The organism is Mesorhizobium sp. ESP-6-2 (assembly GCF_020164675.1).
GTDB lineage: Bacteria > Pseudomonadota > Alphaproteobacteria > Rhizobiales > Rhizobiaceae > Mesorhizobium.
Window position 1 is genome coordinate 958,186 of the sequence record NZ_JAIUGT010000001.1, and the last position, 24,840, is coordinate 983,025.

Below are 24,840 nucleotides of genomic sequence, written 5' to 3' on the forward strand. Positions count from 1 at the left end.
ATTAACGTCAGCGCGCCGGGTCCGCCCCTAGAAAAGCGCCTTCAGCTCCGGCAGTTTGTCATTGACCAGCCAGCCGTAATAATTCTCTTCCGGCAGCTTCACCGGCTCTCCGGCGGCGCTGCGCTTGTCGTTCTCCGCCTTCAGCGCATAGGCGCGTTGCTCGGGATTGCCGACATTGTAGAGCGTGGCGGTCAGGCCCGGATTGCCCGAAATGTCGAAGCCGGCGATGCTCTTGTAGGCGTCAATCGATTTCCGGATCGTCGCGGCAACGTAGGGCAGCGTGAGGTCGGGATCCATGATGGTCTTGTAGACCGCATTGGGATCGCCGACGTCGAGCTTCGGCAGGCCGGAAACCTTGTGCACGAGGTCGCTCATCTGGAGCGCGGTCAGCGGATTGAGCTGGCCGAGACCAAAGGTCTGGCCGGCATAGTAGGGCTGGAAGAAAGTGGCGCCGAAGCGGTCGTTGGGGAAATCCTCGCCGCCGACGGTCTTGCCGCGAAATGAACGGTTCCACACCTGCTCGCGGCATTCCCACAAATCGTAACTGTCGGACAGCCCAGTGCATTTCCTGAATTCCGGCCGCTGCACGAAATCCGTGATGTCCTCGCCATCATAGGCGAAGGACAGCTTGCTGGAGAGATAGGAGATCGCCTTGACGTAGTAGGTCTGCAGCCGGTCGTAGGCGTCGACATTGTAGGTGTGCTCGCCGACGATGGCGCCGACAATGTGCATTGGATCGATGCCGTAGACGCTTGCCGCCTTCTTGATCTTGCCGCGCAGGTCGGCGTCGTTCTGCAGCAGCGCATAGACCTTGCGGTACTTCGCCTGGAACGTGGTGTTGGTGGCCTGCGTGCGTCGGCTCGAGGCTCCCGGAATCCCGGGTTGCTCGGCATTGCGGTTTCCCGGCGGCACGATGGTCGCCGCGTCGGCGCCGAACATCGTTGCCGCCAGCGTCAAGCCGAGAATGACCAGGATCAGTTTTTTCATGCGCCCGCCGCCTAGAGAATTGCCGCGCAAACTAGGTAAAGCTCTTGGTCGAGTCGAGAGCGGCCCTGCGCTCGGCAGAACGAAAGGTGGCCGAATGATACCATCCGGCCACACATGATCCATTCGCCCGACAGGCGCCGGAACGATCCGGCGCGCGCCCGCTCAAAGAATGAAGCGCGATAGATCGGTGTTCCTCGACAGGTCGCCGACATGTTTCTCCACATAGGCGGCGTCGATGGTCACCGCAGTGCCGTTGCGGTCCGGCGCGTCGTAGGAGATATCGTCCAGCACGCGCTCCATTACCGTCTGCAACCGCCTTGCGCCGATGTTCTCGACGCTGGCGTTGAGATCGACGGCGATGCCGGCGAGCGAATCGATGGCGTCGTCGGTGAAGGTCAGGTCGACGCCCTCGGTCTTCATCAGCGCGATATACTGCTTGATGAGGCTCGCTTCCGTCTCGGTCAGGATGCGGACGAAGTCCTCCTTTTCCAGGGCGCGCAATTCGACGCGGATCGGCAGGCGGCCCTGCAGCTCCGGCAACAGGTCGGACGGCTTCGAGACGTGGAACGCACCCGATGCGATGAACAGGATGTGATCCGTCTTCAACGGCCCATATTTGGTCGCCACCGTCGTGCCTTCGACCAGCGGCAGCAGGTCACGCTGCACGCCCTCACGCGAAGGCCCGCCCGAAATATCCGACCGGGCCGCGATCTTGTCGATCTCGTCGAGGAAGACGATGCCGTCATTTTCCGCAGCGTCCAGCGCCCGGCGCACCACCTCGTCCTGGTCGAGCAGCTTGTCGGACTCGTCGTTGACCAGCAGGTCGTAGGATTCCTTCACCGTCGTCTTGCGCAATTTGGTCTTCTTGCCGCCCATCGCCTTCGACAGCATGTCGTTGATGTTGAGCACGCCGATATTGGCGCCCGGCATGCCGGGAATCTCGAAGCCGGGCATGCCGCCATTGCCGGTATCGGCTACTTCGATCTCGATCTCCTTGTCGTCGAGTTCGCCCTCGCGCAGCTTCTTGCGGAAGGAATCGCGCGTGGCAGGGGAGGCAGTCTTGCCGACCAGCGCCTCCAGCACGCGTTCCTCGGCGTTGACATGGGCGCGCGCCTTGACGTCCTCACGCATCTTCTCGCGCACCAGGCCGATGGCGACCTCGACGAGGTCGCGCACGATCTGCTCGACATCGCGGCCGACATAGCCGACCTCGGTAAATTTGGTTGCCTCGACCTTGACGAAGGGCGCGCCGGCCAGCCGCGCCAGGCGGCGCGAGATTTCGGTCTTGCCGACGCCGGTCGGCCCGATCATCAGGATGTTCTTCGGCATCACTTCTTCGCGCATCTGCCCTTCCAACTGCTGGCGGCGCCAGCGGTTGCGCAAGGCGATTGCCACGGCGCGCTTGGCGTCCTTCTGGCCGATGATGAAACGGTCGAGTTCCGAAACGATTTCGCGGGGAGAAAATGTGCTCATATCACTAAATTCCACTTTGCCACTGCTTGATGGCCTCGAACGGATGCAGCAGCATGATCACGTTGAGTGTCAGATTGTCCCGGATAAGGTAGCCGGTGCCCAGTTCGAAGAGGATGGCGAGGCTGACGATCACCCATATAGGTAGCCTTCGCGCCATCACAAATCCCAGCACCATGGCCAGTGTGTCCGACACCGAATTGATGATGCTGTCGCCGTAATAGTCGAGCGAGATGGTGCCGGCGCGGTAGCGCTCTATGATGAACGGGCTGTTCTCGATCAGCTCCCAGCCGCCCTCGATGAAGACGGCGAAAGCCAGCCGCAAGCCGACCGGCGAACGCGGAAACAGGAACCTGGCCAGCGCATAGAACAGGAAGCCGTGGATGATGTGCGAGAACGTGTACCAGTCCGATATATGCTGGGAATTCTCGGAACTGTTCACCACGCCGTGCCAGAGCTTCACATAGCCACAAGTACAGATCGGCGGGTGCCCCATGCCGTAGAGGGCTCCGGCCTGGAAGATGAGCAGGCCAAGGACGAGCAGCAGTCCCATGCGCCAGCTGTCTTCATAGGCCGAGACCAGCCTGTCGTGACCCGATGCGTCCATGCCCCATTACCTCTCTTGCGCGTCGCCATGTTGCGTGTCGGTTGCGTCGACAGCCATCAGCACGACATCGCCATATCTGGATTGCCGGCGATCGATTGCCCGAAATCCCGCCTTTTCATAGGCGCGGATGGCGCGGCCATTGGATGGGTCGGGATCGATGATGACACGCGGCACGCCCTCCTCGAACAACTGCTCGACGAACTGGCGCACGATCGCCGAGCCATGGCCGATGCCGACCAGCTCCGGTCGGCCGATCGACAGGTCGATGCCGAGCGTCCCGAACGGCTGGTCGGCATAGGGATGGTCGTCCTCCAGATGCGGATCGTAACTCTGCAGATAGGCGATCGGCTTGCCGTCGAGTTCCACGATCAGCGGTTCGACCGAAATCGAATCGATGTGATCGCGAATCTCGGCGATTTCCGTCTCTGGATCGTCCCACCACTCAGCGACATGAGGTTCGGCGAGCCAGCCGGCGATCATCGGCAGGTCTTTCGTGGTCACCGGCCGAAAATCATAGCTATCATCTTGTTTGGTCATGATTTCTTCCGAAGACCGGTTCCCGCTTTTCGCTTGTGCGGCCCTTCGGTTCGGGATCATGGCCGGCCGGTCAGCCGGCATCGAGCGTTTCGACGACGAAATTGTTGTTGGTGTAGACGCAGATGTCGGAGGCGATCTGCATCGCCTTTCGCGCGATCTCCTCGGCGTCCTTGTCTGTGTCCATCAGGGCGCGGGCCGCAGCCAGCGCATAGTTGCCGCCTGAACCGATGGCCATGACGCCATGCTCGGGCTCGAGCACGTCGCCGGTGCCGGTCAGCGCCAGCGAGACCGACTTGTCGGCCACCAGCATCATCGCTTCCAGCCGGCGCAGATAGCGGTCGGTGCGCCAGTCCTTGGCGAGTTCCACGCAGGCGCGCGTCAACTGGTCGGGATATTGTTCGAGCTTGGCTTCGAGCCGCTCCAGAAGCGTGAAGGCGTCGGCGGTCGCACCGGCGAAACCGGCGATCACGTTGCCGCCCTTGCCGATGCGGCGCACTTTCCTGGCGTTGCCCTTCATGATGGTCTGGCCAAGGCTGACCTGGCCGTCGCCGGCGATCACCACCTTGTTGCCCTTGCGCACCGTCACGATGGTCGTGGCGTGCATGGTCAGTTCATTGGACATTTGCTGCTCCGATTCGCGTCATCCCTAAAAAGGCGATTGGCGCGGTACGAGTGACTTTGATCGGCCCATATGTATGCATGGGGGCGGTGATTGCAAACGCTCGATACCGGCCTGGATGGCAACTGGCAATCGCCGGATCATGCTGCTAGAAGGCTTTCGTTTTCAAGCAGGCGAACGCCTGAAGCGCTTAAACTCACGGACAAGGACAAGGTCATGCCGCCCCGTTCCGCCGAAATCAGCCGCAAGACCAGGGAAACCGACATTGCCGTGTCGGTCCATGTCGACGGCTCCGGCAAATCGGACATCGTGACCGGCGTCGGCTTCTTCGACCATATGCTCGACCAGCTTTCGCGCCATTCGCTGATCGACATGACCGTTCGGGCCAAGGGCGACCTGCACATAGACGACCACCACACGGTCGAGGACACCGGCATCGCGCTCGGCCAGGCGCTGGCCAAGGCGCTGGGCGAGCGGCGCGGCATCATGCGCTATGCCTCGATCGATCTTGCCATGGACGAGACGCTGACGCGCGCGGCGATCGATGTCTCCGGCCGTCCCTTCCTGGTGTGGAACGTTTCGTTTTCCTCGCCCAAGATCGGCACCTTCGACACCGAACTCGTGCGCGAGTTCTTCCAGGCGCTGGCGCAAAACGCCGGCATCACGCTGCATGTCACCAATCACTATGGCGCCAACAACCACCACATCGCCGAAACTTGTTTCAAGGCGGTGGCGCGTGCGCTGCGGGCGGCGCTGGAACGCGATCCGCGCCAGCCGGACGCTGTTCCCTCCACCAAGGGATCTTTGAAGGGATAGCGTCATGGCCAGCTATGTCGTGATGGAACCGCCCGGCCTTGGCGAAAAGGCCGATGCGACGGCCCTTATGCGCGACGGCTTCACTTGGCTCGGCCTGCTGGTGCCGCCGCTGTGGTTCGCCTGGCATCGGCTGTGGATCGAAGCGGCACTCACCTTCATTGTCATGGCGGTGCTTTCGGTGCTTGGCGAAAGGCTCGGTCTTGGGTGGGCCGGCTCGCTGCTGTCCCTGCTGGTCTCGTTCTATGTCGGCCTGGAAGGGCAGGCGCTGCGCATCGCGGCGCTCCGCCGCCGCGGCTGGCGCGAATGGGGGGTGGTCGAAGCCGGTTGGCTCGATGATGCCGATGCGCGCTTTGCCCTGGAGGCCGAGCGGCATGCGGATGAAGCCGAGCCCGTGCCGCGCATGGTGCCGGACGCCGCCCTGGCGCGGCCGTCGCAGCCCGGCATGGCGCTTGGGCTGACCCACATTCCGGGAAGGCCCTGACATGCGCGTTGCGATCATCGACTATGGCTCGGGCAATCTGCGCTCGGCCACCAAGGCCTTCGAGCGCGCGGCGCGCGAGGCGGGCATCGCCGCCGGCATCGACCTGACAGCCGACGCCGAGCGGGTGCGCACGGCCGACCGTATCGTGCTGCCTGGCGTCGGCGCCTATGCCGACTGCGCGGCCGGCCTGCGTGCCGTCCCCGGCATGTGGGAAGCTGTCGAGGAAGTCGCTATTCGTAAGGGACGTCCATTCCTCGGCATCTGCGTCGGCATGCAGCTGATGTCGCAGCGCGGCCTCGAAAAGACAATCACCGATGGCTTTGGCTGGATATCAGGTGACGTAAAGGAGATCACGCCGGCCGATCCGGCACTGAAGATCCCGCAGATCGGCTGGAACACGATCGAGCTGATGCGCAAGCATCCGCTGTTCTCCGGCGTTCCAACCGGGCCAACCGGCCTGCACGCCTATTTCGTCCATTCCTATCATCTTGATGCGCGCAAGCCCGACGAGGTGCTGGCGGTCGCCGACTATGGCGGCCGGGTGACGGCGACCGTCGCCCGCGACAATCTCGTCGGCACGCAGTTCCACCCAGAGAAGAGCCAGGCGCTGGGCCTCGCCCTGATCACCAATTTCCTGCGCTGGAGGCCTTGAGGAGCCATGAGCAAGAAGGGCTATTGGATGGCGATGATCGATGTTCGCGATCCCGATCTGTACAAGCGGTATATCGAGGCGAATGCCGTTGCCTTCGCCAAGTACGGCGCGAAATTCGTCGTGCGGGCCGGGCGCCACGAGAGCCCTGAAGGGCCGACCGGCAACCGCCACGTCCTGGTCGAGTTCGAATCCTACGCCAAGGCGGTGGAATGCTATCATTCGCCGGAATATCAGCAGGCCTCGAAATTCCGGCTTGCCGCCTCATCAGGCCATTTCGTCATTGTCGAAGGCGCTTGAGAAACATGATCCTGTTTCCTGCAATCGACCTCAAGGACGGCCAGTGCGTGCGCCTCAAGCACGGCGACATGGCGACCGCGACCATCTACAACGACGACCCGGCCGCCCAGGCAAAGGCATTTGAAGAACAGGGCTTCGAATGGCTGCATGTCGTCGACCTCAACGGCGCCTTCCAGGGTCAGAGCGTCAACAGCGCCGCGGTCGGCGCCATCCTCAAGGCGACGAAGAACCCGGTGCAGCTCGGCGGCGGCATCCGCACGCTCGAACAGATCGAGGATTGGCTCGACCGCGGGCTTGCCCGTGTCATCCTGGGCACCGTGGCCGTGCGCGACCCCGACCTGGTCAGGCAGGCCTGCAAGACCTTTCCGGGAAAGATCGCGGTCGGCATCGATGCCAAGGGCGGCAAGGTGGCGGTCGAGGGCTGGGCCGAGGCGTCCAGCCTCGGCGTCATCGAACTGGCGAGAAAGTTCGAGGGCGCCGGCGTCGCCGCCATCATCTACACTGACATCGACCGCGACGGCGTGCTGACCGGTATCAACTGGGACGCCACCATAAACCTCGCGGATGCCGTCTCGATCCCGGTCATCGCCTCGGGCGGGCTGGCTTCGATCGCCGACATCGTGCGCATGACCATGCCCGATGCACAAAAGCTCGAAGGCGCGATCTCCGGCCGTGCGCTTTACGACGGCCGTATCGATCCGGCCGAGGCATTGGCGATCCTGAAAGGCGCGCCCCCGGTGGAGATGCGATCTTGAAAGTCTCGATAATTCTGGCCTCCTATGACAGCGGCCATTATCATGGCGGCATGGGCCAGGGGCCGGACGCGCTGATTGCGGGCGGACTGGTCGAAGCCCTGACCATGGCCGGCCACGATGTCGCGGTCGAGGACATCGGCAAGGTCGGCGATGTCCAGGAGCGTGAGATCGCCACCGGTTTCGCGGTCTGCAATGCCGTTTCGGGCGAGGTCCGCATTGCCCGCGACAGGGGACGCTTTCCTATCGTGCTGGCCGGAAACTGCCTGACATCAGCCGGCGCGGTCGCCGGCGAAGGCGCCGACGCGATCATCTGGGCCGACCAGCACGGCGATCTCAACACACCCGACACATCCATATACGGGTTTCTCGACGGCATGGCGCTGGCCACTGTCCTCGGCCTGTGCTGGCGCCCGATGGCGGCGGCCGTCCCCGGTTTCCAGCCGATCGATCCGTCGCGCTGCGTGCTGATTAACGCGCGCGATCTCGATCCGGCCGAAAAACAGCTGCTCGACACATTGCCGGTGATCCGCACGGAATGTCCCGGAGCGGCAGAGGCGACCGAGAAACTGAAGGCTGCGGGCGCTCAACGGATGCACATGCATCTTGATCTTGATGTGCACGATCCCGAGGCGCTGCAAGCCAACCGCTATGTCACGCCGGGCGGCCCTGGCCCGGAACAGTTGCGCCAGGCGGTCTGCGCGATGGCGCTTTCCGTTCCCATATCGGGCATCACCATTTCCGCTTACGATCCGGCCTTCGATGCGCAGGCCAATGTGCCGCCGCTGGTCGGCGAATTGCTGAACGATCTCCTGACCACGATCGAGGGCCGTTGACATGCTGAAGGCTCGCGTCATCCCCTGTCTCGACGTCAAGGGCGGCCGCGTCGTCAAGGGGGTCAACTTCGTCGATCTCGTCGATGCCGGCGATCCGGTGGAGGCTGCCAAGGCCTATGACGCGGCTGGCGCCGACGAGCTTTGCTTCCTCGACATCACCGCGTCATCGGACAATCGCGAGACCATCTTCGATGTCATCGCCCGCACCGCCGAGCAATGCTTCATGCCGCTCACCGTCGGCGGCGGCGTGCGCCAGGTCGCCGACATCAGGAAGTTGCTCCTGGCCGGCGCCGACAAGGTGTCGATCAACACGGCAGCGGTCAAGAACCCGGATTTCGTTGCGGAAGCCGCCGACAAATTCGGCAACCAGTGCATCGTCGTCGCCATCGACGCCAAGAAAGTGTCGGGCACCGGCGAGGACGACCGCTGGGAGATCTTCACCCACGGCGGACGGGAGAAGACCGGCATGGATGCGGTCGAATTCGCCCGCAAAATGGTCGATCGCGGTGCCGGGGAGATCCTGCTGACCTCGATGGACCGCGACGGCACCAAGGCCGGTTACGACATCGCGCTGACCCGCGCGGTGTCGGACGCGGTGCGCGCGCCGGTGATCGCTTCGGGCGGCGTCGGCACGCTCGATCACATGGTGGAAGGCATTCGCGACGGCCATGCGGGCGCGGTGCTGGCGGCTTCCATCTTCCATTTCGGCACCTATACGATCGCCGAGGCCAAGGCCCATATGGCGCAAGCCGGCCTGCCGATGCGGCTGGACTCCTCGGGTGATCGGCCCTAGAGGCTTGCGGCTAAGAAATAGGGCCAAGGCGCCATGACTGGGTTTTCACTCTCCGACCTGGAGACAATCATCAGCGAACGCGCCCATTCCGGCGATCCGGACTCGTGGACCGCCAAGCTTTACGCGCGCGGCATCGACAAGGCGGCGCAAAAGCTCGGCGAAGAGGCGGTCGAGACGGTGATTGCCGCGGTCAAGGGCGACAAGCGGGCCCTCGTTTCGGAAAGTGCCGATCTTATATATCATTGGCTCGTCGTTCTCGGCATTTCGGGTGTGCCGTTGAACGACGTGCTTAGGGAGCTCGAAAGCCGCACCGGGCGTTCGGGCATCGCCGAGAAGGCGTCACGGTCCAAGCGCTGACCGCGAGGAGGGCAGGAATCTCGATGGATCAGCTCGCACCGACCGAGAAATATTCCCCCTTTCGCTTTTTCTCGGCCGAGCAATGGTCGCAATTCCGCGCCGACACGCCACTGACGCTGAGCGAGGATGAATTCCGCCGTCTGCGGTCGCTGAACGATCCAATCGATCTCGAAGAGGTCAAGCGCATCTATCTGTCGCTGTCGCGGCTTCTGTCGGCGCATGTCGAGGCCAGCCAGTTGCTGTTCCGCCAGCGCCAGGCTTTCTTCAACGCCTCGGATGTGGTCAAGACGCCATTCATCATCGGCATCGCCGGTTCGGTCGCGGTCGGCAAATCGACCACGGCGCGCGTGCTGAAGGAGCTGCTCGCGCGCTGGCCGTCGAGCCCCAAGGTCGATCTTATCACCACCGACGGCTTTTTGCTGCCCAACGAGGTGCTGCGCCGCGAAAACCTGATGGAGCGCAAGGGCTTTCCCGACAGCTACGACGTCGGCGCGCTGCTGCGCTTCCTGTCGGGCATCAAGTCGGCGCTGCCCGATGTCCGCGCTCCGGTCTATTCGCACCTGACCTATGACGTCATCCCCGGCGAGTTCGTCACCATCGACCGGCCCGACATCCTGATCTTCGAGGGCATCAATGTGCTCCAGCCCGGCAAGCTGCCGCAGGACGGCAAGATCGTACCCTTCCTGTCCGACTTCTTCGACTTCGCCATCTATATCGATGCCGACGAGAAGCTGATCCACGACTGGTACATTTCCCGCTTCATGCGGCTGCGCGAGACCGCCTTCCGCAATCCGGACTCCTTCTTCCACCGCTATTCGCAGCTTTCAGAGGATTCTGCCCGCGCAATCGCGCAAGGGTTGTGGACCAACATCAACCTGAAGAACCTGCGCGAGAACATCCTGCCGACACGCGCCCGCGCCGACTTGATCCTGCGCAAAGGCGCCGACCACCTTGTCGAGGAAGTGGCGCTCAGGAAGCTGTGACGACGCGGTTAACGGCGCTTTAGGCTATCCGAGCTAGCTTTCGTGGCGATTCCAGCGGGTGTCGGGAGCAACCGGTGATCAACGCGAGCACTACCGCGGGTCGAGAGGCCCTGGTTTATTCCCTTGTTATTCCGATCTTCAATGAGGAAGCGGTCCTTCCGCTGCTTGCCCCGCGCATCGTTGGGGGCATCCACTCGGAGATCAAGCGGAGGCCGCTCTACGTCGTCGATCGCCTGACCGGCTTCGAGGATGCCTTGAAAGCGGAAGCCGAGAGCCGAAACACCAAGGCGACCTTGCAGATGACGCGCGATCGAAGGTTTGGCTGATGGCCGAACTGTTCGACCAATATCGCGCCACATACAACAGGACGGTCGACGACTCGATCAGCTTCTCAGGGCTGAAACACGATTTCTTCCTGCAGGCCAAAGTGGCGCCGCTTGCCCGACTGATCGCCGAGCGTGGCATCGGCAAAGGCCCCGTTCGGGCGCTCGACGTCGGCTGCGGCGTCGGAGCTTTACATCCCTATGTGAAGCCGCTCTTTCCCGAGCTCCATGGCTGCGATATCTCGACCGAATCCATTGCGCGGGCACGTGAGGAAAACCCCTCGGTCACATACGCAGCCTACCCCGGCCCCAGCCTGCCTTACGCGGACGGCGCGTTCGATCTCGCCTTCGCGGTTTGCGTTGCCCATCATGTGCCTCCCGAACAGTGGCCGGGCTTCTTTGCCGAGATGCGACGCGTCGTCCGGCGCGGTGGCGTCGTCTGCGTGATCGAGCACAATCCCTATAATCCGCTAACGCGACTGGCCGTGCTTCGCTGTCCGTTCGACGAAGACGCCGTCCTGATCAGCCAGCGCAAGGCCGGGCGCCTGCTGCAGGCAGCCGGCCTCATAGATATCGAAGGCGGCCATTTTCTGATGTTTCCTTTCGCGAATTCCGTCGCGCGCAAGATTGAAGGCTGGCTTTCCCAGCTGCCGCTGGGAGCGCAATATGTGTGCAGTGGCCGTGTTTGACATCAGGGCAGGGCTGCGGCTGGCAACGGCCAACGCGCTTCCTGCATCGGAACCGATCTGTGACCGTCCTCATCCTCGCCGATATGGCCGCGCGCGATTAGGCAAGCCGCGGCTTTACAGTATGTCACTGTCCGGCGCGCCCGAACCAAGGGCATAGCGCTCGTGGCGCCTTATGTCGGCTAGCATCCATGCCGACAAGCACAGCGGCACTAGTACGCCGATGCCCAGCCCCGCATTGTTTATCAGATGGGCGACGGCCGGGTAGAGCCAGACCAGAGCCAGAAAAATCCGCGGCATGGTGCTGCGCGTTGAGAACAGATAGGCAACGGCAACCGCCAGGCCGATCGTGTCGTAGCTGTAGCCGTAGGGCGTCGCCAGCGTCGCCAGTACGGGGGTCAGCACGACCCGTTCGCGATGCTCGATCCGGCGCCAGGGCAGCCAAATCCAGATGGCGGCGGCGACGGCGGCGATTGTCGCGACGGCCTGCATTGCGTAAGCCGCCGCGAGTCCCGAACCGCATGCGCGCGCCAGGAAGAACATCGTCGCAGCGTTGGACTGGTAGGGCTGAGGATAGGGCGCCTCCAGGATCGCTGCCATCAGCGGGCGGGTTTCGGTCCAGAACAACCGCCAGATGTCGAAGCCGAGCCAAGCGCCGGTCACAACGAACAGCGCGGCCGATGATACGGCGGCAGCGGCAATGGCGCGCCAGTTGCCGCTCGCCAGCAGGCAGAACGGGACCAGTATGCCGAGATGCGGCTTGACTGTGAGCAGGCCGAACAAAAATCCGGCCAGGATCGGCCGTTTCGGCGTCGCGACCAGTCCGCCGATGAGCAAGGCGGTTGTCAGGGCACCGTTCTGGCCGAAGATCGCGTTGATGAAGACGGCCGGGCACACAAGGATGGCCAACTCGGCAGCCGCCCCCAGCTTCAATGGCCGCACCGCCAACCACAGGCAAACAATTGTGCCGAACGTCCAGACGAAATACGCCGGGAAAATGGGCAGCAGGGCGAGCGGTGCGCCGAATACCAGGATGCTTGGCGGATAACTCCATTCCTGGTTGGGAAGATCGGGCGAGAACATCCGCCGCAGGGCCGCGCGATAGCTATCGACATCGAACAGGAATGCCACATGACCGTCGAGCGCCATGCGGCTGCCGGCCCACAGATTGGTAAAGTCCCAATAGGGCAGTCTATCGCTAAGCTCGGAAAAGCCGTGGGCGTCGAACGTCCACAAGGCAAGATGGTAGCGCAGCCCGATCAGGATTCCGGTGCACACCACAAGCGCGGCGAAACGCAGATCGGATCGGCTGTGGGCAGTCTCATTGGCCGGTGCCATTGCGATCATTTCTGCGGACCCACGATCTTGCCGGCCTTGATAGCGCCCGGGCGTTAAGATCGGCTTATGCTTGGCTCTCCGGCCTTCGTCACCCGCCGCAGCGTCAGATTGATCCTGCCGCCATTTTTCAGCAGCGCCGAGGTCGAGGGATAGATGCGGTCGACGCCGTGGAAGCAGAGGCGTCCTTCGCCGCCGAGCACGACGACGTCGCCGCTCTTCAGCTTGAACGACCGGGTCGCCCCCTCGCGCGTCGTCTGGCCGATCCTGAACAGACAGTCGTCGCCCAGCGAGACCGACACGACGGGTGCTGAGAAATCCTCCTCGTCGCGGTCCTGATGCAGGCCCATCTTCGCATCCGGCGCGTAGAAATTGACCAGGCATGCCTGCGGCGGATGCGGGTAGGCCGAGACCTCTCGCCACAGCCGCATCAGCACATCCGGGATCGGCGGCCACGGCGTCCCTGTCACCGGGTGCGTCGGCTGGTAGCGGTAGCCGCGTTCCTTGTCGGTGACCCAGCCGAGCGGACCGCAATTGGTCATGCGCACGCTCATTTCCTTGCCGGTGCGCGGCATGGCCGGCACGAATAGCGGCGCCTGCTGGACGATGCCTCTCACATCCTCCACCAGCGCCTCCTGCACGTCGCGGGACAGATAGGCCGGCATGTGGCGGACGCCCTTGGGCAGAACGAGCATGAGGTCGGTCGCTAGCTCCGTTTCGTCGGTTCGAGCATGCCATCTGAAAACGAAAACGGCGACCCGAAAGCCGCCGGTCCCCGACAGATTCGCGTTTCCCTTGATCAGGTGAGGTCTGGGATGCGAAGGACCTGTCCCGGATAGATCTTGTCGGGATGGGTCAGCATCGGCTTGTTGGCCTCGAAGATGACCGTGTTCTTGGCACCCTTGCCCTTGCCATAGCTCTTTTCGGCGATCTTCCAGAGATTGTCGCCCTTCTGGACGGTGTAGAAGGTCGGTTCCTTGGCCGCGGCCGCCGCCGAACCGGAAGCCGGTGCCACCTGCAACTCGTCCGCCTGCACCTTGGAGACGCCGAGCGTGTTGCCGACGGCGATGACCGCCTTTTCGAAAACCGACTGGTCCTTGACCACGCCCTTCAGCACCGCCGTGTCGCCCTGGACGACGACCTGCACGCCATCGGTGCCGAGCTTGTGCGAATCGAGCTCTTTCTTCAGCGTATCGGCGTTGGGCGCCGCTTCCTCGTCACCGCCTATGCCGAGCTTTTTGCCGACGCTCTTGACGAAATCGAACATGCCCATCTTTGGTCTCCCTTGCTGTGGCAATGGCGGACCCTTGCATCTACGATCCGAAATGGGAAGCCGTTTTATACACGCGCCTGGTGTGTTGCTTAATCGTTCTCTACCCGGCCGCGCAGTTTCTTGATGGTGCCGCGTCCGGCCTTGCTCTTCAGCCGCCGTTCGACCGCGCCTTTCGACGGCCTCGTCTTCTTGCGCGGCGGCGGTGGTGGCTCGGCCGCCTTGGCGACAAGCGCCGCCAGCCGCGCCCGTGCGTCTGCCCGGTTCTGTTCCTGCGTGCGGAAGCGTCCGGCCTCGATGACGATGACGCCGTCCTTGGTGGCGCGCTGGCCGGCAAGCCTGATCGTGCGTTCGCGCACGCGTTCAGACAGGCCGGGCGCGTTGCGTGCATCGAAGCGGAGCTGCACCGCCGTCGCCACCTTGTTGACGTTCTGCCCGCCGGGGCCGGACGAGCGGATGAAATCCTCGTGCAGGTCGCCCGGATGGATCACGGCATCGCCGGCAATGATGATTGTATCGTCGCTCGTCATGCCGCAGTCATGGCGCGGCGGACGAAAAAAGAAAAGGCCCGATCGGGACCGGGCCTTGCGAGGATGGCTGAGCGTGGCGGGCGATTATTCCGCCGCTTCCTGCATGTGCGGCGCCGCGCCGAGGACGGAGGCGTCGACATGGCTTTCGAACTTCTCGAAATTGACCGCGAACATGCCGACCAGCCTTGCCGCTTGCCGGTCATAGGCCGATTTGTCGGCCCAGGTCGATCGCGGGTCGAGGATGGCGCCGTCGACGCCTGGCACCGCCACCGGCACCTCGAAGCCGAAATTGGCGTCGGTACGGAAACCGGTTGTCTTCAGAGAGCCGTCGAGTGCCGCGGCAAGCAGCGCGCGCGTCGCCTTGATCGGCATCCGCCTGCCTGTGCCGTAGGCGCCGCCGGTCCAGCCGGTGTTGACCAGCCAGCAATCGGCACCGTGCTGCGCGATCAGCTCGCGCAGCAGATTGCCGTATTCCGAGGGATGGCGCGGCATGAACGGCGCGCCGAAGCAGGTCGAGAACGTCGCTTCGGGCTCGGTCACGCCCTTCTCGGTTCCGGCCACCTTGGCCGTGTAGCCGGACAGGAAATGATACATCGCCTGCGCCGGGGTCAGCCGCGCGATCGGCGGCATCACGCCGAAAGCGTCGGCAGTCAGCATGATGATGTTCCGGGGGTGGCCGGCGCGCCCCGTCTTGCTGGCATTCGGTATGAAGTCGAGCGGGTAGGCACAACGCGTGTTCTCGGTGAGCCGGCCGTCGTCGAAATCCGGCACGCCATGGGTGTCGAGAACGACATTCTCCAGCACTGTGCCGAAGCGCTGCGTGGTGGCGAAGATCTCGGGCTCCGCTTCCGCCGACAGCTTGATGGTCTTGGCATAGCAGCCGCCTTCGAAATTGAAGATGCCGTGCGGCCCCCAGCCGTGCTCGTCGTCGCCGATCAGCGTGCGCGACGGATCGGCCGACAGCGTCGTCTTGCCGGTGCCCGACAGCCCGAAGAAAATCGCGGCGTCGCCGCCAGGGCCCTCATTGGCCGAGCAGTGCATCGGCATCACGCCCTTGGCCGGCAGCAGGTAGTTCAGCATCGTGAACACCGATTTCTTCATCTCGCCGGCATAGGAGGTGCCGCCGATCAGCACGATCTTGCGGGTGAGGTCGACGGCGATCACGGTTTCGGTGCGGGTGCCGTGGCGGGCGGGGTCGGCGCGGAAGGAGGGCAGGTCGATGATCGTCATCTCGGGCGCGAAATGGTCGAGCTCCGCGGCTTCCGGACGGATCAGCAGGTTGCGGATGAACAGCGAATGCCAGGCAAACTCGGTGATGACCCTGGTGGGCAGCTTCAGCTCATGGTCTGCGCCGCCGATCAGGTCCTGCACGTAAAGATCCTTGTCCGCGGCGTGCGCCCGGAACTCTTCGAGCAGCGTCTCGAACTGCTCCGGCGAGATCGCCTTGTTGTTGTCCCACCAGACTTCAGGCTCGGTGGCGCCGTCGCGGACGACGAACTTGTCCTTGGGCGAACGGCCGGTGTGCTGGCCTGTTTCGGCGACCAGCGCGCCGTGCGCGGTCAGCCGGGCTTCGCCCCGCCTGATCGATTCCTCGTAGAGGGCGGCCGCACCGAAATTGTAGCGCACCAGGCCAGAGGTTCTGAGACCGATACGATCGATCGCGCAGGCAGGATTGCGTTTGCCGACTTCCGACATGGGTGACCCTTCTCCGATTTGCCGCATCTTTGCCGGCGCGTTTCCGGCACGCCCACTCCGCGAGCTTAGATGGTCAGAACCAGAAAAGCCGAATGATATCAAATCATTAATCGATTTAAATATTTTGAAAGTTGTTTAAATCGTTTATATATGCAAAAAGTTTCGTGGTTGCCCAAAGGATTGGCGATGCTCGTTCGTCCAATCCATGTCGAGGTGCGATCGTGGCCGCCGGCATGCCGCGCGTGACAGCGGTGAAGGCCTATGCCACATTTTGTACCTAATTTGTCCTGCAAAAGCCCCTTCTCTACGAAAGAAGGGACAGCTCATGAGGGAGCCGCTTGAAATGGCAACAATCGCGCTTGTCGATGACGACCGCAACATTCTGACCTCGGTGTCGATCGCCCTCGAATCGGAAGGCTATCGCGTCGAAACCTACACGGATGGTGCGTCGGCGCTGGAAGGCCTGGCGGCGCGCCCGCCGAATCTCGCCATCCTCGACATCAAGATGCCGCGCATGGACGGCATGGAACTCTTGCGCCGGATGCGCCAGAAGTCCGACCTGCCGGTCATCTTCCTGACCTCCAAGGACGATGAGATCGATGAGTTGTTCGGCCTCAAGATGGGCGCCGACGACTTCATCCGCAAACCCTTCTCGCAGCGTCTGCTGGTCGAGCGGGTGCGCGCGGTGTTGCGCCGTGCCAGCGCCCGTGAGGCCGCGGCAAAAGCGCCCAGCCAGCAGGCGCGCTCGCTCGAGCGCGGCCAGCTCGTCATGGACCAGGAACGCCACACCTGCACCTGGAAGGGCGAACCGGTGACGCTCACCGTCACCGAATTCCTGATCTTGCATTCGCTGGCGCAGCGCCCCGGCGTCGTAAAAAGTCGTGATGCGCTGATGGATTCGGCTTATGATGAGCAGGTCTATGTTGACGACCGTACCATCGACAGCCACATCAAGCGGCTGCGCAAGAAGTTCAAGGCCGTCGACGACGACTTTGAGATGATCGAAACCCTTTACGGAGTCGGATACCGGTTCCGCGAGGCGTGAATAGGCAGTAGACAATAGAGAACAGTCGGTAGTCAGTTTTGAATGGTGCGAGCGGCCATCCGTGCATCGCCGCGATCTCAGCCAACCATTTCTCTATTCGCTACCCGCTACTCACTAATTACTAAGCAGGGAACTGCTGTTCGATGGCAGTGGAAGCACAGCGGAGCAGATCGGCGGGCGTTGCAAGGCGGCCGGCGCGGATCATGCCCGCGTTCCTGTCGAAGCTCACCGTACCCATGCGCCGCTTCCTCGGCCATCACATCTTTTCCAGCCTGACGCGGCGTATCCTCTTCCTCAATCTCGCCGGCCTCGCAGTCCTGGTCACCGGCATTCTCTATCTCAACACCTTCCGCGACGGGCTGATCGACGCCCGCGTCGAAAGCCTGATGACCCAGGGCGAGATCATCGCCGGCGCGATCGCCGCCTCGGCGACGGTCGAGACGGATTCGATCAGCATCGATCCGGAAAAGCTGCTTGAGCTGCAGGCCGGCGAAAGCCTGGGGCCGGGCTCGGACCAGCTCGACAATCTGGATTTCCCGATCAATCCTGAACGCGTCGCTCCGGTGCTGCGCCGGCTGATCTCGCCGACCCGCACCCGCGCCCGCATCTACGACCGCGACGCCAATTTGCTGCTCGATTCGCGCCATCTCTATTCGCGCGGCCAGATCCTTCGCTACGATCTGCCGCCGGTCGACGAGGAAGAGCCCGACCTTGTCGAACGCATCCAGAAGTTCATCTTCGACTTCTTCCGCAACACCGATCTGCCGGTCTATCACGAGCAGCCGGGCGGCAATGGCGCCGCCTTCCCGGAAGTGGTCAAGGCGCTGACCGGCAGCCCGTCGACCATCGTCCGGATCAGCGAACAGGGCGAGCAGATCGTTTCCGTCGCGGTGCCGATCCAGCGCTTCCGCGCCGTTCTCGGCGTGTTGATGCTGTCGACCGAAGGCGGCGACATCGACAAGATCGTCGCCGCCGAACGCAAGGCGATCCTGCGCGTCTTCGGCATCGCGGCGCTCGTCACCGCCATCCTGTCGATGCTTCTGGCCTCCACCATCGCCAATCCGCTGCGCCGGCTGTCTGCAGCGGCCGTGCGGGTACGGCGCGGCGTCAAGAGCCGCGAGGAAATCCCTGATTTCTCCGACCGGCAGGACGAGATCGGCAATCTGTCGATCGCCGTGCGCGACATGACCAACGCGCTCTATGCCCGCATCGAGGCGATCGAGAGCTTCGCCGCCGATGTTTCCCATGAATTGAAGAACCCGCTGACCTCGCTGCGCAGCGCGGTGGAAACCTTGCCGCTCGCCAAGAACGACAATTCGCGCAGCCGGCTGATGGAGATCATCCAGCACGACGTCAGGCGGCTGGACCGCCTCATCACCGACATTTCGGACGCCTCCCGTCTCGACGCCGAGCTGGCGCGGGATGACGCGGGGACCGTGGACCTGAAGAAGTTCATAACCGATCTCGTCGCCGTCTCGCGTGAAACGACGCGCAACAAGAAGGCGGTCGAGATCGAGCTCAGGATCGCCAAGCTGCCGCAGGGCGTCAAGGGCTATTTCGTCGTCGGCCACGACCTGCGCATCGGCCAGGTCATCACCAACCTGATCGAGAACGCCCGCTCCTTCGTGCCAGAGGAGCGCGGCCACATCATCCTGTCGCTGGCGCGCACCGGCAAGTTCAACATCCTCACCATCGACGACAATGGTCCCGGCATCCGCGCCGACAACATCGACCGCATCTTCGAGCGCTTCTACACCGACCGGCCCGCCGGCGAGGCGTTCGGCCAAAATTCGGGTCTTGGCCTGTCGATATCCAGGCAGATCGTCGAGGCCCATGGCGGCACGCTGACCGCCGAGAACATCCCCGGCACCAAGCCAGGCGAGATCAAGGGCGCCCGCTTCGTCGTTACGCTGCCGGCCGAAGCATGATCCCGAAAGTGGGAACCGATTTTCGGATCAAATCGTGCTAAAAAGCATGATGCCGGATATCGCAGCTTTACGGTCGTCATCCTCGGGCTTGTCCCGAGGATCTGCCGCGCAACGAGACCGTGGTGTGAAAACAATCGAAAGGCCGGCAGATCCTCGGGACAAGCCCGGGGCTAACGGGGGCATGACCCGGTCCGGTCATGCAGCCTGAAAACATCCACGGAACCGCGATCCTGATCGGCGATCGCGGCGTCCTTATCACCGGGCCATCCGGCGCCGGCAAGACGACGCTTGCGCTGACACTCCTGGACCATTGCCAGGCGCGCGGCCTGTTCTCGCGGCTGATCGGCGACGACAGGCTGCTTGCCTCGGCCCACGCCGGGCGGCTGGTCTGCCGCGTGCCAGCGACCATCGCCGGTCTCGCCGAGGTGCCAGGGTTCATGCCGCGCCCGCTGCCATTCGAGTCGGGCGGCGTGATCGACCTGCATGTGCGGCTGGTGGCGAAGACAGAAATGGCTCGCTTTCAAGAGGGAATCAGCGAGCCGGTCGCGGGCTGCCCAGTGCCGCGCATCGACCTTGCGGAGCGCAACATTGCCGCTGCCTTGCCCGCCGTGATGGCGCGGCTGTCGATCGCGCCTTTTCTATGATGTGCCCGCGGTTTTTTGCTGCAATGCGTCAAAATGGCATGGGCCGGCGCAATTTTGGGCTTGTCAACGAGCCGCGCGTCGACAAGATAGCGCTCCCGCCGCCTGGAATGGCTGGCGAGCATAAAATACGCCTGTGAAGCGGCGATGACGGGAGCCACCAAAGAATGATCGGACTCGTGCTTGTAACGCACGGTCAACTGGCCACCGAGTTCCGACATGCCGTGGAACATGTCGTCGGGCCACAAGACAATTTCGAAACCGTGGCGATCGGGGCTGACGACGATATGGAGCAGCGCCGGCGCGACATCGTCGACGCCGTTGCCCGTGTCGACACCGGGGCGGGCGTCATCGTGCTGACCGACATGTTCGGCGGCACGCCTTCGAACCTTGCCATTTCCGTGATGGAGTCCGGCCGCACCGAAGTCATCGCCGGCATGAACTTGCCGATGCTGATCAAACTCTCCTCGATCCGCAAGGGCGACAACATGGCGGCGGCCCTCGACGAGGCGCAGGCGGCGGGGCGCAAATACATCAATGTCGCCAGCCAGCTCCTGAGCAGCAAATGAGCACGATGTCGTCGGAAAAGGACCAGACCGCCGAAGATCCGATCACTAGGGAATTTCCGATCGTCAACCAGCGCGGCCTGCACGCGCGCGCCTCGGCCAAGTTCGTGCAGCTCGCCAGCGGCTACAACGCGTCGGTCCATGTCGAGAAGGACGGCGTCAAGGTCGGCGGCACCTCGATCATGGGCCTGATGATGCTGGCGGCAAGTCCGGGCTATTCGATTCGTGTCACCGCCAGCGGTCCCGAAGCGCTTGAGGTCATGAATGCGCTGGAACAGCTGGTGGCATCCCGCTTCGGCGAGGAATGCTGATCCCTTACCTCCATACGAAAGACATGCAGGGATAAAGATTTCTTTATATCCCATTGTCGTGTTGACGCCGATCTGCTAGTCAGGCGGGCAATTCGCGCCCTTCGACGCGCCTGCCGGCGCGGGCGCATCCGCAACCAATTCAATAGCGTAACAATTCGCATCGGAGCACTGCCATGACGGGTAGCAAGGACTATGTGGTCGCCGACATCTCACTTGCCGGCTGGGGCCGCAAGGAAATCGAGATCGCCGAAACCGAAATGCCGGGCCTGATGGCCTGCCGCGAGGAATTCGGCTCCAAGAAGCCGCTCAAGGGCGCGCGTATCACCGGCTCGCTGCACATGACCATCCAGACCGCGGTGCTGATCGAGACGCTGAAGGCGCTCGGGGCCGATATACGCTGGGCTTCCTGCAACATCTTCTCGACCCAGGACCATGCGGCCGCGGCCATCGCCGACGCCGGCATCCCGGTCTTCGCCGTCAAAGGCGAGACGCTGGAGCAGTACTGGGACTACACCAACAGGATTTTCCAGTGGGCCGATGGCGGCACCTCCAACATGATCCTCGATGATGGCGGCGACGCCACCATGTACATCCTGATCGGCGCGCGCGCCGAGGCCGGCGAGGACGTGCTGTCCAATCCGCATAGCGAGGAGGAGGAATATTTCTATGCCCAGGTCAAGAAGCGCATGAAGGCTTCGCCTGGCTTCTTCACCAAGCAGAAGGAAGCGATCCGGGGCGTCACCGAAGAGACGACCACCGGCGTCAACAGGCTCTACCAGCTACAGAAGAAGGGCTTGCTGCCTTTCCCGGCCATCAATGTCAACGACTCGGTCACGAAGTCGAAATTCGACAATAAATATGGCTGCAAGGAATCGCTGGTCGACGGCATCCGCCGCGGCACCGACACCATGATGGCCGGCAAGGTCGCCGTCGTCTGCGGCTATGGCGACGTTGGCAAGGGCTCGTCCGCCTCGCTGAAGGGCGCTGGCGCCCGCGTCAAGGTCACCGAGGTCGATCCGATCTGCGCCCTGCAGGCGGCGATGGACGGCTTCGAGGTCGTCACGCTCGAAGATGCGGCACCCACCGCCGACATCGTCATCACCACGACCGGCAACAAGGATGTCGTTACCCTCGACCACATGCGTTCGATGAAGGACATGGTGATCGTCGGCAACATCGGTCACTTCGACAACGAGATCCAGGTGGCATCGCTGCGCAACCTGAAATGGACCAACGTCAAGCCTCAGGTCGACATGATCACCTTCCCCGATGGCAAGCGCATGATCTTGCTGTCGGAAGGCCGCCTGCTCAACCTCGGCAACGCCACAGGCCATCCGAGCTTCGTCATGTCGGCGTCCTTCACCAACCAGGTGCTGGCGCAGATCGAGCTGTTCACCAAGGGCGAGCAGTACCAGAACCAGGTCTATGTGCTGCCCAAGCATCTCGACGAGAAGGTCGCGCGCCTGCATCTCGACAAGCTCGGCGCCCGCCTGACCGAACTGTCGGGCGAACAGGCAGCCTATATCGGCGTGACCCCGCAAGGTCCGTTCAAGCCGGAACACTACCGCTATTAACCAAAGCTGAATTTACTACCAGATATTGACGCCGGGCGATTGACTTTTCGCCCGGCTTTATTTTTGCGCCGAATGATTCTTCACGCCGATTCCAGCAGGCGCTATTGTTGTGATTCGCGGTCCGGGGACGAGGACCGGCGTACGCATCAGGGCGGTCTTGCATTCAGGCGGCGAAGAGGACCAAGACATGCCGGGGGATAACCCGCTTCACGCGGGACGGGCCGTTTCCGGCGGCCATGACGATTCGAGGATTACCGGCACCGCCACGCGAGGCGAGCGCCTTTCATTGCGCGCGCGCGCCGGGCTGTTCCTTGCCGGCTCCGCACTTGGCTGGCCTTTGGCAGGCACGGTGGCCCACGCCCGGGCTGCTGGTGCGGAGGCCGCCAGCCTATCGGTGAGCACGGTCGAGGTCGTGCAGCTTGCCGTCTTTGTCGGAGTGATGGGAGCGGCATTCCTGTCGGCCATCGTTCTGATCCGGGAGAGAGCGCGTACCTCGGCCGAAAATGTCGAGCTCAGGAGCCGCATCGCGGACATCAACGCGGCGCTGCGCCGTTCGGAGGCGCTGCTCAACCTGCGCGACCAGCGTGTCGTCGTCTGGGCCTCGGAGAACAAGAAACCCGAGATCATCGGCACGCTGCCGGTCGAAAGCGGCGCGCCCGAGGAGCGGGCCGCCTTCCTTGCCTTCGGCCGTTGGCTGATGCCGCGCTCGGCGGCGGCACTCGAGCACGCCGTCGCGGGGCTGCGCGAAAAGGCCGTGTCCTTCGACCTCGTCATCGAAACGCAGACCGGCGCTCCGCTGGAAGTGCATGGCCGCAAGAGTGCGGCGCATGTGCTTGTGCGGTTCGTTTCCCTTTCCGAGACGCAACGCAGCCAGGCCCGGCTGAAGATCGAGAACCAGCGGCTGGCCGCCGACCACGATACGATGATCGGCCTGCTCGAGGCGCTGAAGATGCCGGCATGGCTGCGCGGCGAGGACGGCCGCCTGAGATGGGTGAACCGGGCCTATGCCGAAGCGGTCGAGGCCGAAAGCGCGGAGATGGCTGTCCGCGACGCCAAGGAATTCCTCGGCGGCCAGGCGCGCGAAGCGATCGCTGCCCAGCACAAGTCCCATCCTGTCTTCGAACAGACGCTTTCCACGGTGATCGAAGGCGACCGCCGCGTTTTCGCGGTGACCGATTTCGCCGGCGTCGACGGTTCGGCGGGACTTGCCTGCGACACCAGCGCAATCGAAACCATCCGCAGCGAATATGAGCGCACCGTGCGCAGCCACGCCGACACCCTCGACCAGCTCAACACGGCGGTCGCGATCTTCGACACCGACGAGAAGCTGCGCTTCTTCAACCAGGCTTTCCAGAAGCTCTGGGGCCTCGATGCAGGCTTCCTGCACAGCGCGCCCGATAACGCTTTGCTGCTGGATCGGCTGCGCAGCGAGGGCAAGATCGCCGAGCAGCCCGAGTGGCGCCGCTGGAAGGAAGGCCTGCTCGGCGCCTACCGCGCGGTGGAATCGCAGGAGCATTGGTGGCACCTGCCCGACGGCAAGACCATCCGCGTCGTCGCCAACCCGCAGCCCAAGGGCGGCGTCACCTGGGTGTTCGAGAACCTGACCGAGAAGATGGACCTCGAAAGCCGCTACCGCACCGCGGTGCGGGTCCAGGGCGAGACACTCGACAACCTCGCCGAAGGCGTGGCGGTGTTCGGCCCCGACGGCAGGCTGCGCCTGTCGAACCCGGCATTTGCTACTTTGTGGGGCCTGGACGCCGAAACCGCCAGGCCCAATGTCCATGTTTCCGCAATCCGTGAGCTTTGCGACCGGCAAGCGATCGACAGTCCGTGGGGCGGCTTCGTCGCAGCCATCACCGGCTTCGACGACGAGCGCCGCGACCGCCACGGGCAGACCGAGCTCAACAGCGGCACCGTGCTGCGCTACGCCGTGATCCCCCTGCCCAACGGGCAGGTGATGATGACCTTCGTCGACGTCACCGACAGCGTCCGTGTCGAACGCGCGCTCAAGGACAAGAACGAGGCGCTGGAGAAATCCGACCAGCTCAAGAACGAATTCGTCCAGCACGTGTCCTACGAACTGCGCTCGCCGCTGACCAACATCATCGGATTCACCGAACTGCTGTCGCTGCCGGCCACCGGTCCGCTGACGCAGAAGCAGCGCGAATATGTCGAGCATGTCGGCTCGTCGTCTTCGGTGCTTTTGACCATCGTCAACGATATACTCGACTTAGCCACGGTCGATGCCGGCATCATGCAGCTCGACATTTCCGAGGTCCATGTCGACCGCACCATCGCCGCCGCCGCCGAGCTGGTTGCCGACCGGCTGGAAGAGCATTCAATCAGGCTCGAGGTCGATGCCGCGGCGGCGCCGAAGACCTTCCACGGCGACGAAATCCGCATCCGCCAGATCCTCTATAACCTGCTCAGCAATGCCGCCAACTACGCGCCGGAGGCCAGCGCCATACGGCTCGCCTGCCGTCAGTTGGCGGACGGTGTGGAATTCTCGGTCCACGACGATGGACCCGGCATGCCGCCCGACGTGCTTGATTCGGTGTTCCGCCGCTTCGAGCCGCGCGCCAATGGCGGCCGCCGGCGCGGCGCCGGGCTCGGCCTCTCGATCGTCAAGAGCTTCGTCGAGCTGCATGGCGGCAGCGTCCGCATCGAAACCGGCAAGGACAAGGGCACGACCGTCATCTGCACCTTTCCCGACATGCCGGGCATCCGCGCCGCGGCCGAGTAGCGCACT

The 24,840-nt window shown here is 63.3% G+C and carries 28 protein-coding genes; 18 read left to right on the forward strand and 10 right to left on the reverse strand.

Annotated elements, in window-relative coordinates; all coding sequences use genetic code 11:
* Nucleotides 1-27 precede the first annotated feature (27 nt).
* The 5 genes from LB532_RS04755 to hslV all read right to left on the reverse strand — a co-directional run bounded on the left by LB532_RS04755 (nucleotide 28) and on the right by hslV (nucleotide 4,223).
* Nucleotides 28-987, reverse strand: coding sequence for a DUF1402 family protein (locus LB532_RS04755; RefSeq protein ID WP_140643854.1), 960 nt, complete (start codon nucleotides 985-987; stop codon nucleotides 28-30).
* A 162-nt stretch (nucleotides 988-1,149) separates the two neighbouring features.
* Nucleotides 1,150-2,460 (reverse strand): ATP-dependent protease ATPase subunit HslU, encoded by a 1,311-nt coding sequence (gene hslU / locus LB532_RS04760; protein WP_140550442.1) that lies wholly within the window; start codon nucleotides 2,458-2,460, stop codon nucleotides 1,150-1,152.
* A 4-nt stretch (nucleotides 2,461-2,464) separates the two neighbouring features.
* Entirely contained in the window at nucleotides 2,465-3,064 is a 600-nt protein-coding gene (locus tag LB532_RS04765; protein ID WP_224556403.1) for a DUF2585 domain-containing protein, read from the reverse strand.
* A 6-nt stretch (nucleotides 3,065-3,070) separates the two neighbouring features.
* Nucleotides 3,071-3,601, reverse strand: coding sequence for a GNAT family N-acetyltransferase (locus LB532_RS04770; protein WP_181169581.1), 531 nt, complete (start codon nucleotides 3,599-3,601; stop codon nucleotides 3,071-3,073).
* A 70-nt stretch (nucleotides 3,602-3,671) separates the two neighbouring features.
* Nucleotides 3,672-4,223 (reverse strand): ATP-dependent protease subunit HslV, encoded by a 552-nt coding sequence (hslV, locus tag LB532_RS04775; protein ID WP_140531019.1) that lies wholly within the window; start codon nucleotides 4,221-4,223, stop codon nucleotides 3,672-3,674.
* 213 nt (nucleotides 4,224-4,436) lie between these two features.
* Here hslV and hisB point away from each other — a divergent pair, with 213 nt between their 5' ends.
* The 11 genes from hisB to LB532_RS04830 all read left to right on the forward strand — a co-directional run bounded on the left by hisB (nucleotide 4,437) and on the right by LB532_RS04830 (nucleotide 11,199).
* Complete coding sequence (gene hisB / locus LB532_RS04780; RefSeq protein ID WP_140643850.1) at nucleotides 4,437-5,036, forward strand: imidazoleglycerol-phosphate dehydratase HisB; 600 nt, start codon at nucleotides 4,437-4,439, stop codon at nucleotides 5,034-5,036.
* 4 nt (nucleotides 5,037-5,040) lie between these two features.
* The gene (locus LB532_RS04785; protein ID WP_140643848.1) at nucleotides 5,041-5,517 is read left to right on the forward strand and encodes a DUF2628 domain-containing protein; all 477 of its coding nucleotides are present in this window, start codon (nucleotides 5,041-5,043) and stop codon (nucleotides 5,515-5,517) included.
* A gap of 1 nt (nucleotide 5,518) precedes the next feature.
* A complete protein-coding gene (gene hisH, locus LB532_RS04790) occupies nucleotides 5,519-6,169 on the forward strand; it encodes an imidazole glycerol phosphate synthase subunit HisH (protein WP_140643846.1) in 651 nt (216 codons plus the stop codon).
* 6 nt (nucleotides 6,170-6,175) lie between these two features.
* Complete coding sequence (locus LB532_RS04795) at nucleotides 6,176-6,466, forward strand: DUF1330 domain-containing protein (RefSeq protein WP_140643845.1); 291 nt, start codon at nucleotides 6,176-6,178, stop codon at nucleotides 6,464-6,466.
* 5 nt (nucleotides 6,467-6,471) lie between these two features.
* On the forward strand, nucleotides 6,472-7,221 hold the full coding sequence (gene hisA / locus LB532_RS04800) for a 1-(5-phosphoribosyl)-5-[(5-phosphoribosylamino)methylideneamino]imidazole-4-carboxamide isomerase (RefSeq protein WP_140643844.1): 750 nt from the start codon (nucleotides 6,472-6,474) through the stop codon (nucleotides 7,219-7,221).
* On the forward strand, nucleotides 7,218-8,054 hold the full coding sequence (locus LB532_RS04805) for an arginase family protein (protein WP_224556404.1): 837 nt from the start codon (nucleotides 7,218-7,220) through the stop codon (nucleotides 8,052-8,054). The genes hisA and LB532_RS04805 overlap by 4 nt, the downstream gene beginning before the upstream one ends.
* A 1-nt stretch (nucleotide 8,055) precedes the next feature.
* A complete protein-coding gene (gene hisF / locus LB532_RS04810; RefSeq protein ID WP_140643840.1) occupies nucleotides 8,056-8,847 on the forward strand; it encodes an imidazole glycerol phosphate synthase subunit HisF in 792 nt (263 codons plus the stop codon).
* Between the two features lie 33 nt (nucleotides 8,848-8,880).
* On the forward strand, nucleotides 8,881-9,204 hold the full coding sequence (locus LB532_RS04815; protein ID WP_140643838.1) for a phosphoribosyl-ATP diphosphatase: 324 nt from the start codon (nucleotides 8,881-8,883) through the stop codon (nucleotides 9,202-9,204).
* 23 nt (nucleotides 9,205-9,227) lie between these two features.
* The gene (coaA, locus tag LB532_RS04820; protein WP_140643836.1) at nucleotides 9,228-10,187 is read left to right on the forward strand and encodes a type I pantothenate kinase; all 960 of its coding nucleotides are present in this window, start codon (nucleotides 9,228-9,230) and stop codon (nucleotides 10,185-10,187) included.
* 74 nt (nucleotides 10,188-10,261) lie between these two features.
* Nucleotides 10,262-10,513, forward strand: coding sequence for a hypothetical protein (locus LB532_RS04825; protein ID WP_140643834.1), 252 nt, complete (start codon nucleotides 10,262-10,264; stop codon nucleotides 10,511-10,513).
* The gene (locus LB532_RS04830) at nucleotides 10,513-11,199 is read left to right on the forward strand and encodes a class I SAM-dependent methyltransferase (protein WP_140643833.1); all 687 of its coding nucleotides are present in this window, start codon (nucleotides 10,513-10,515) and stop codon (nucleotides 11,197-11,199) included. Before LB532_RS04825 ends, LB532_RS04830 begins: the two co-directional genes overlap by 1 nt.
* Nucleotides 11,200-11,313: 114 nt before the next feature.
* On the opposite strand, the gene LB532_RS04835 is transcribed toward LB532_RS04830, so the two are convergent.
* The 5 genes from LB532_RS04835 to LB532_RS04855 all read right to left on the reverse strand — a co-directional run bounded on the left by LB532_RS04835 (nucleotide 11,314) and on the right by LB532_RS04855 (nucleotide 16,026).
* Complete coding sequence (locus tag LB532_RS04835) at nucleotides 11,314-12,534, reverse strand: glycosyltransferase family 87 protein (RefSeq protein WP_181169579.1); 1,221 nt, start codon at nucleotides 12,532-12,534, stop codon at nucleotides 11,314-11,316.
* A gap of 53 nt (nucleotides 12,535-12,587) precedes the next feature.
* Nucleotides 12,588-13,226 carry an alpha-ketoglutarate-dependent dioxygenase AlkB family protein gene (locus LB532_RS04840; RefSeq protein ID WP_140643829.1) on the reverse strand — a complete coding sequence of 213 codons (639 nt, stop codon included), beginning with the start codon at nucleotides 13,224-13,226 and terminating at the stop codon, nucleotides 12,588-12,590.
* A gap of 104 nt (nucleotides 13,227-13,330) precedes the next feature.
* Complete coding sequence (lysM, locus tag LB532_RS04845; RefSeq protein WP_140550429.1) at nucleotides 13,331-13,804, reverse strand: peptidoglycan-binding protein LysM; 474 nt, start codon at nucleotides 13,802-13,804, stop codon at nucleotides 13,331-13,333.
* 89 nt (nucleotides 13,805-13,893) lie between these two features.
* The gene (gene arfB, locus LB532_RS04850) at nucleotides 13,894-14,331 is read right to left on the reverse strand and encodes an alternative ribosome rescue aminoacyl-tRNA hydrolase ArfB (protein ID WP_140643827.1); all 438 of its coding nucleotides are present in this window, start codon (nucleotides 14,329-14,331) and stop codon (nucleotides 13,894-13,896) included.
* An 84-nt stretch (nucleotides 14,332-14,415) separates the two neighbouring features.
* Complete coding sequence (locus LB532_RS04855; protein ID WP_140643825.1) at nucleotides 14,416-16,026, reverse strand: phosphoenolpyruvate carboxykinase; 1,611 nt, start codon at nucleotides 16,024-16,026, stop codon at nucleotides 14,416-14,418.
* A gap of 343 nt (nucleotides 16,027-16,369) precedes the next feature.
* Here LB532_RS04855 and LB532_RS04860 point away from each other — a divergent pair, with 343 nt between their 5' ends.
* The 7 genes from LB532_RS04860 to LB532_RS04890 all read left to right on the forward strand — a co-directional run bounded on the left by LB532_RS04860 (nucleotide 16,370) and on the right by LB532_RS04890 (nucleotide 24,834).
* Entirely contained in the window at nucleotides 16,370-17,071 is a 702-nt protein-coding gene (locus LB532_RS04860; RefSeq protein WP_010912942.1) for a response regulator transcription factor, read from the forward strand.
* 143 nt (nucleotides 17,072-17,214) lie between these two features.
* A complete protein-coding gene (locus LB532_RS04865; RefSeq protein WP_140643823.1) occupies nucleotides 17,215-18,999 on the forward strand; it encodes a sensor histidine kinase in 1,785 nt (594 codons plus the stop codon).
* A gap of 197 nt (nucleotides 19,000-19,196) precedes the next feature.
* Entirely contained in the window at nucleotides 19,197-19,643 is a 447-nt protein-coding gene (locus LB532_RS04870) for an HPr kinase/phosphorylase (protein ID WP_140643822.1), read from the forward strand.
* Nucleotides 19,644-19,807: 164 nt separating this feature from the next.
* Nucleotides 19,808-20,209, forward strand: a complete 402-nt coding sequence (locus tag LB532_RS04875) for a PTS sugar transporter subunit IIA (RefSeq protein ID WP_010912939.1) — start codon at nucleotides 19,808-19,810, stop codon at nucleotides 20,207-20,209.
* Nucleotides 20,206-20,517: an HPr family phosphocarrier protein gene (locus tag LB532_RS04880; RefSeq protein ID WP_140643819.1), complete on the forward strand. Its 312-nt coding sequence runs from the start codon at nucleotides 20,206-20,208 to the stop codon at nucleotides 20,515-20,517. Before LB532_RS04875 ends, LB532_RS04880 begins: the two co-directional genes overlap by 4 nt.
* Nucleotides 20,518-20,690: 173 nt before the next feature.
* Entirely contained in the window at nucleotides 20,691-22,091 is a 1,401-nt protein-coding gene (ahcY, locus tag LB532_RS04885) for an adenosylhomocysteinase (RefSeq protein ID WP_140643817.1), read from the forward strand.
* Nucleotides 22,092-22,278: 187 nt separating this feature from the next.
* The gene (locus LB532_RS04890; RefSeq protein WP_140643815.1) at nucleotides 22,279-24,834 is read left to right on the forward strand and encodes a sensor histidine kinase; all 2,556 of its coding nucleotides are present in this window, start codon (nucleotides 22,279-22,281) and stop codon (nucleotides 24,832-24,834) included.
* Nucleotides 24,835-24,840 lie beyond the last annotated feature (6 nt).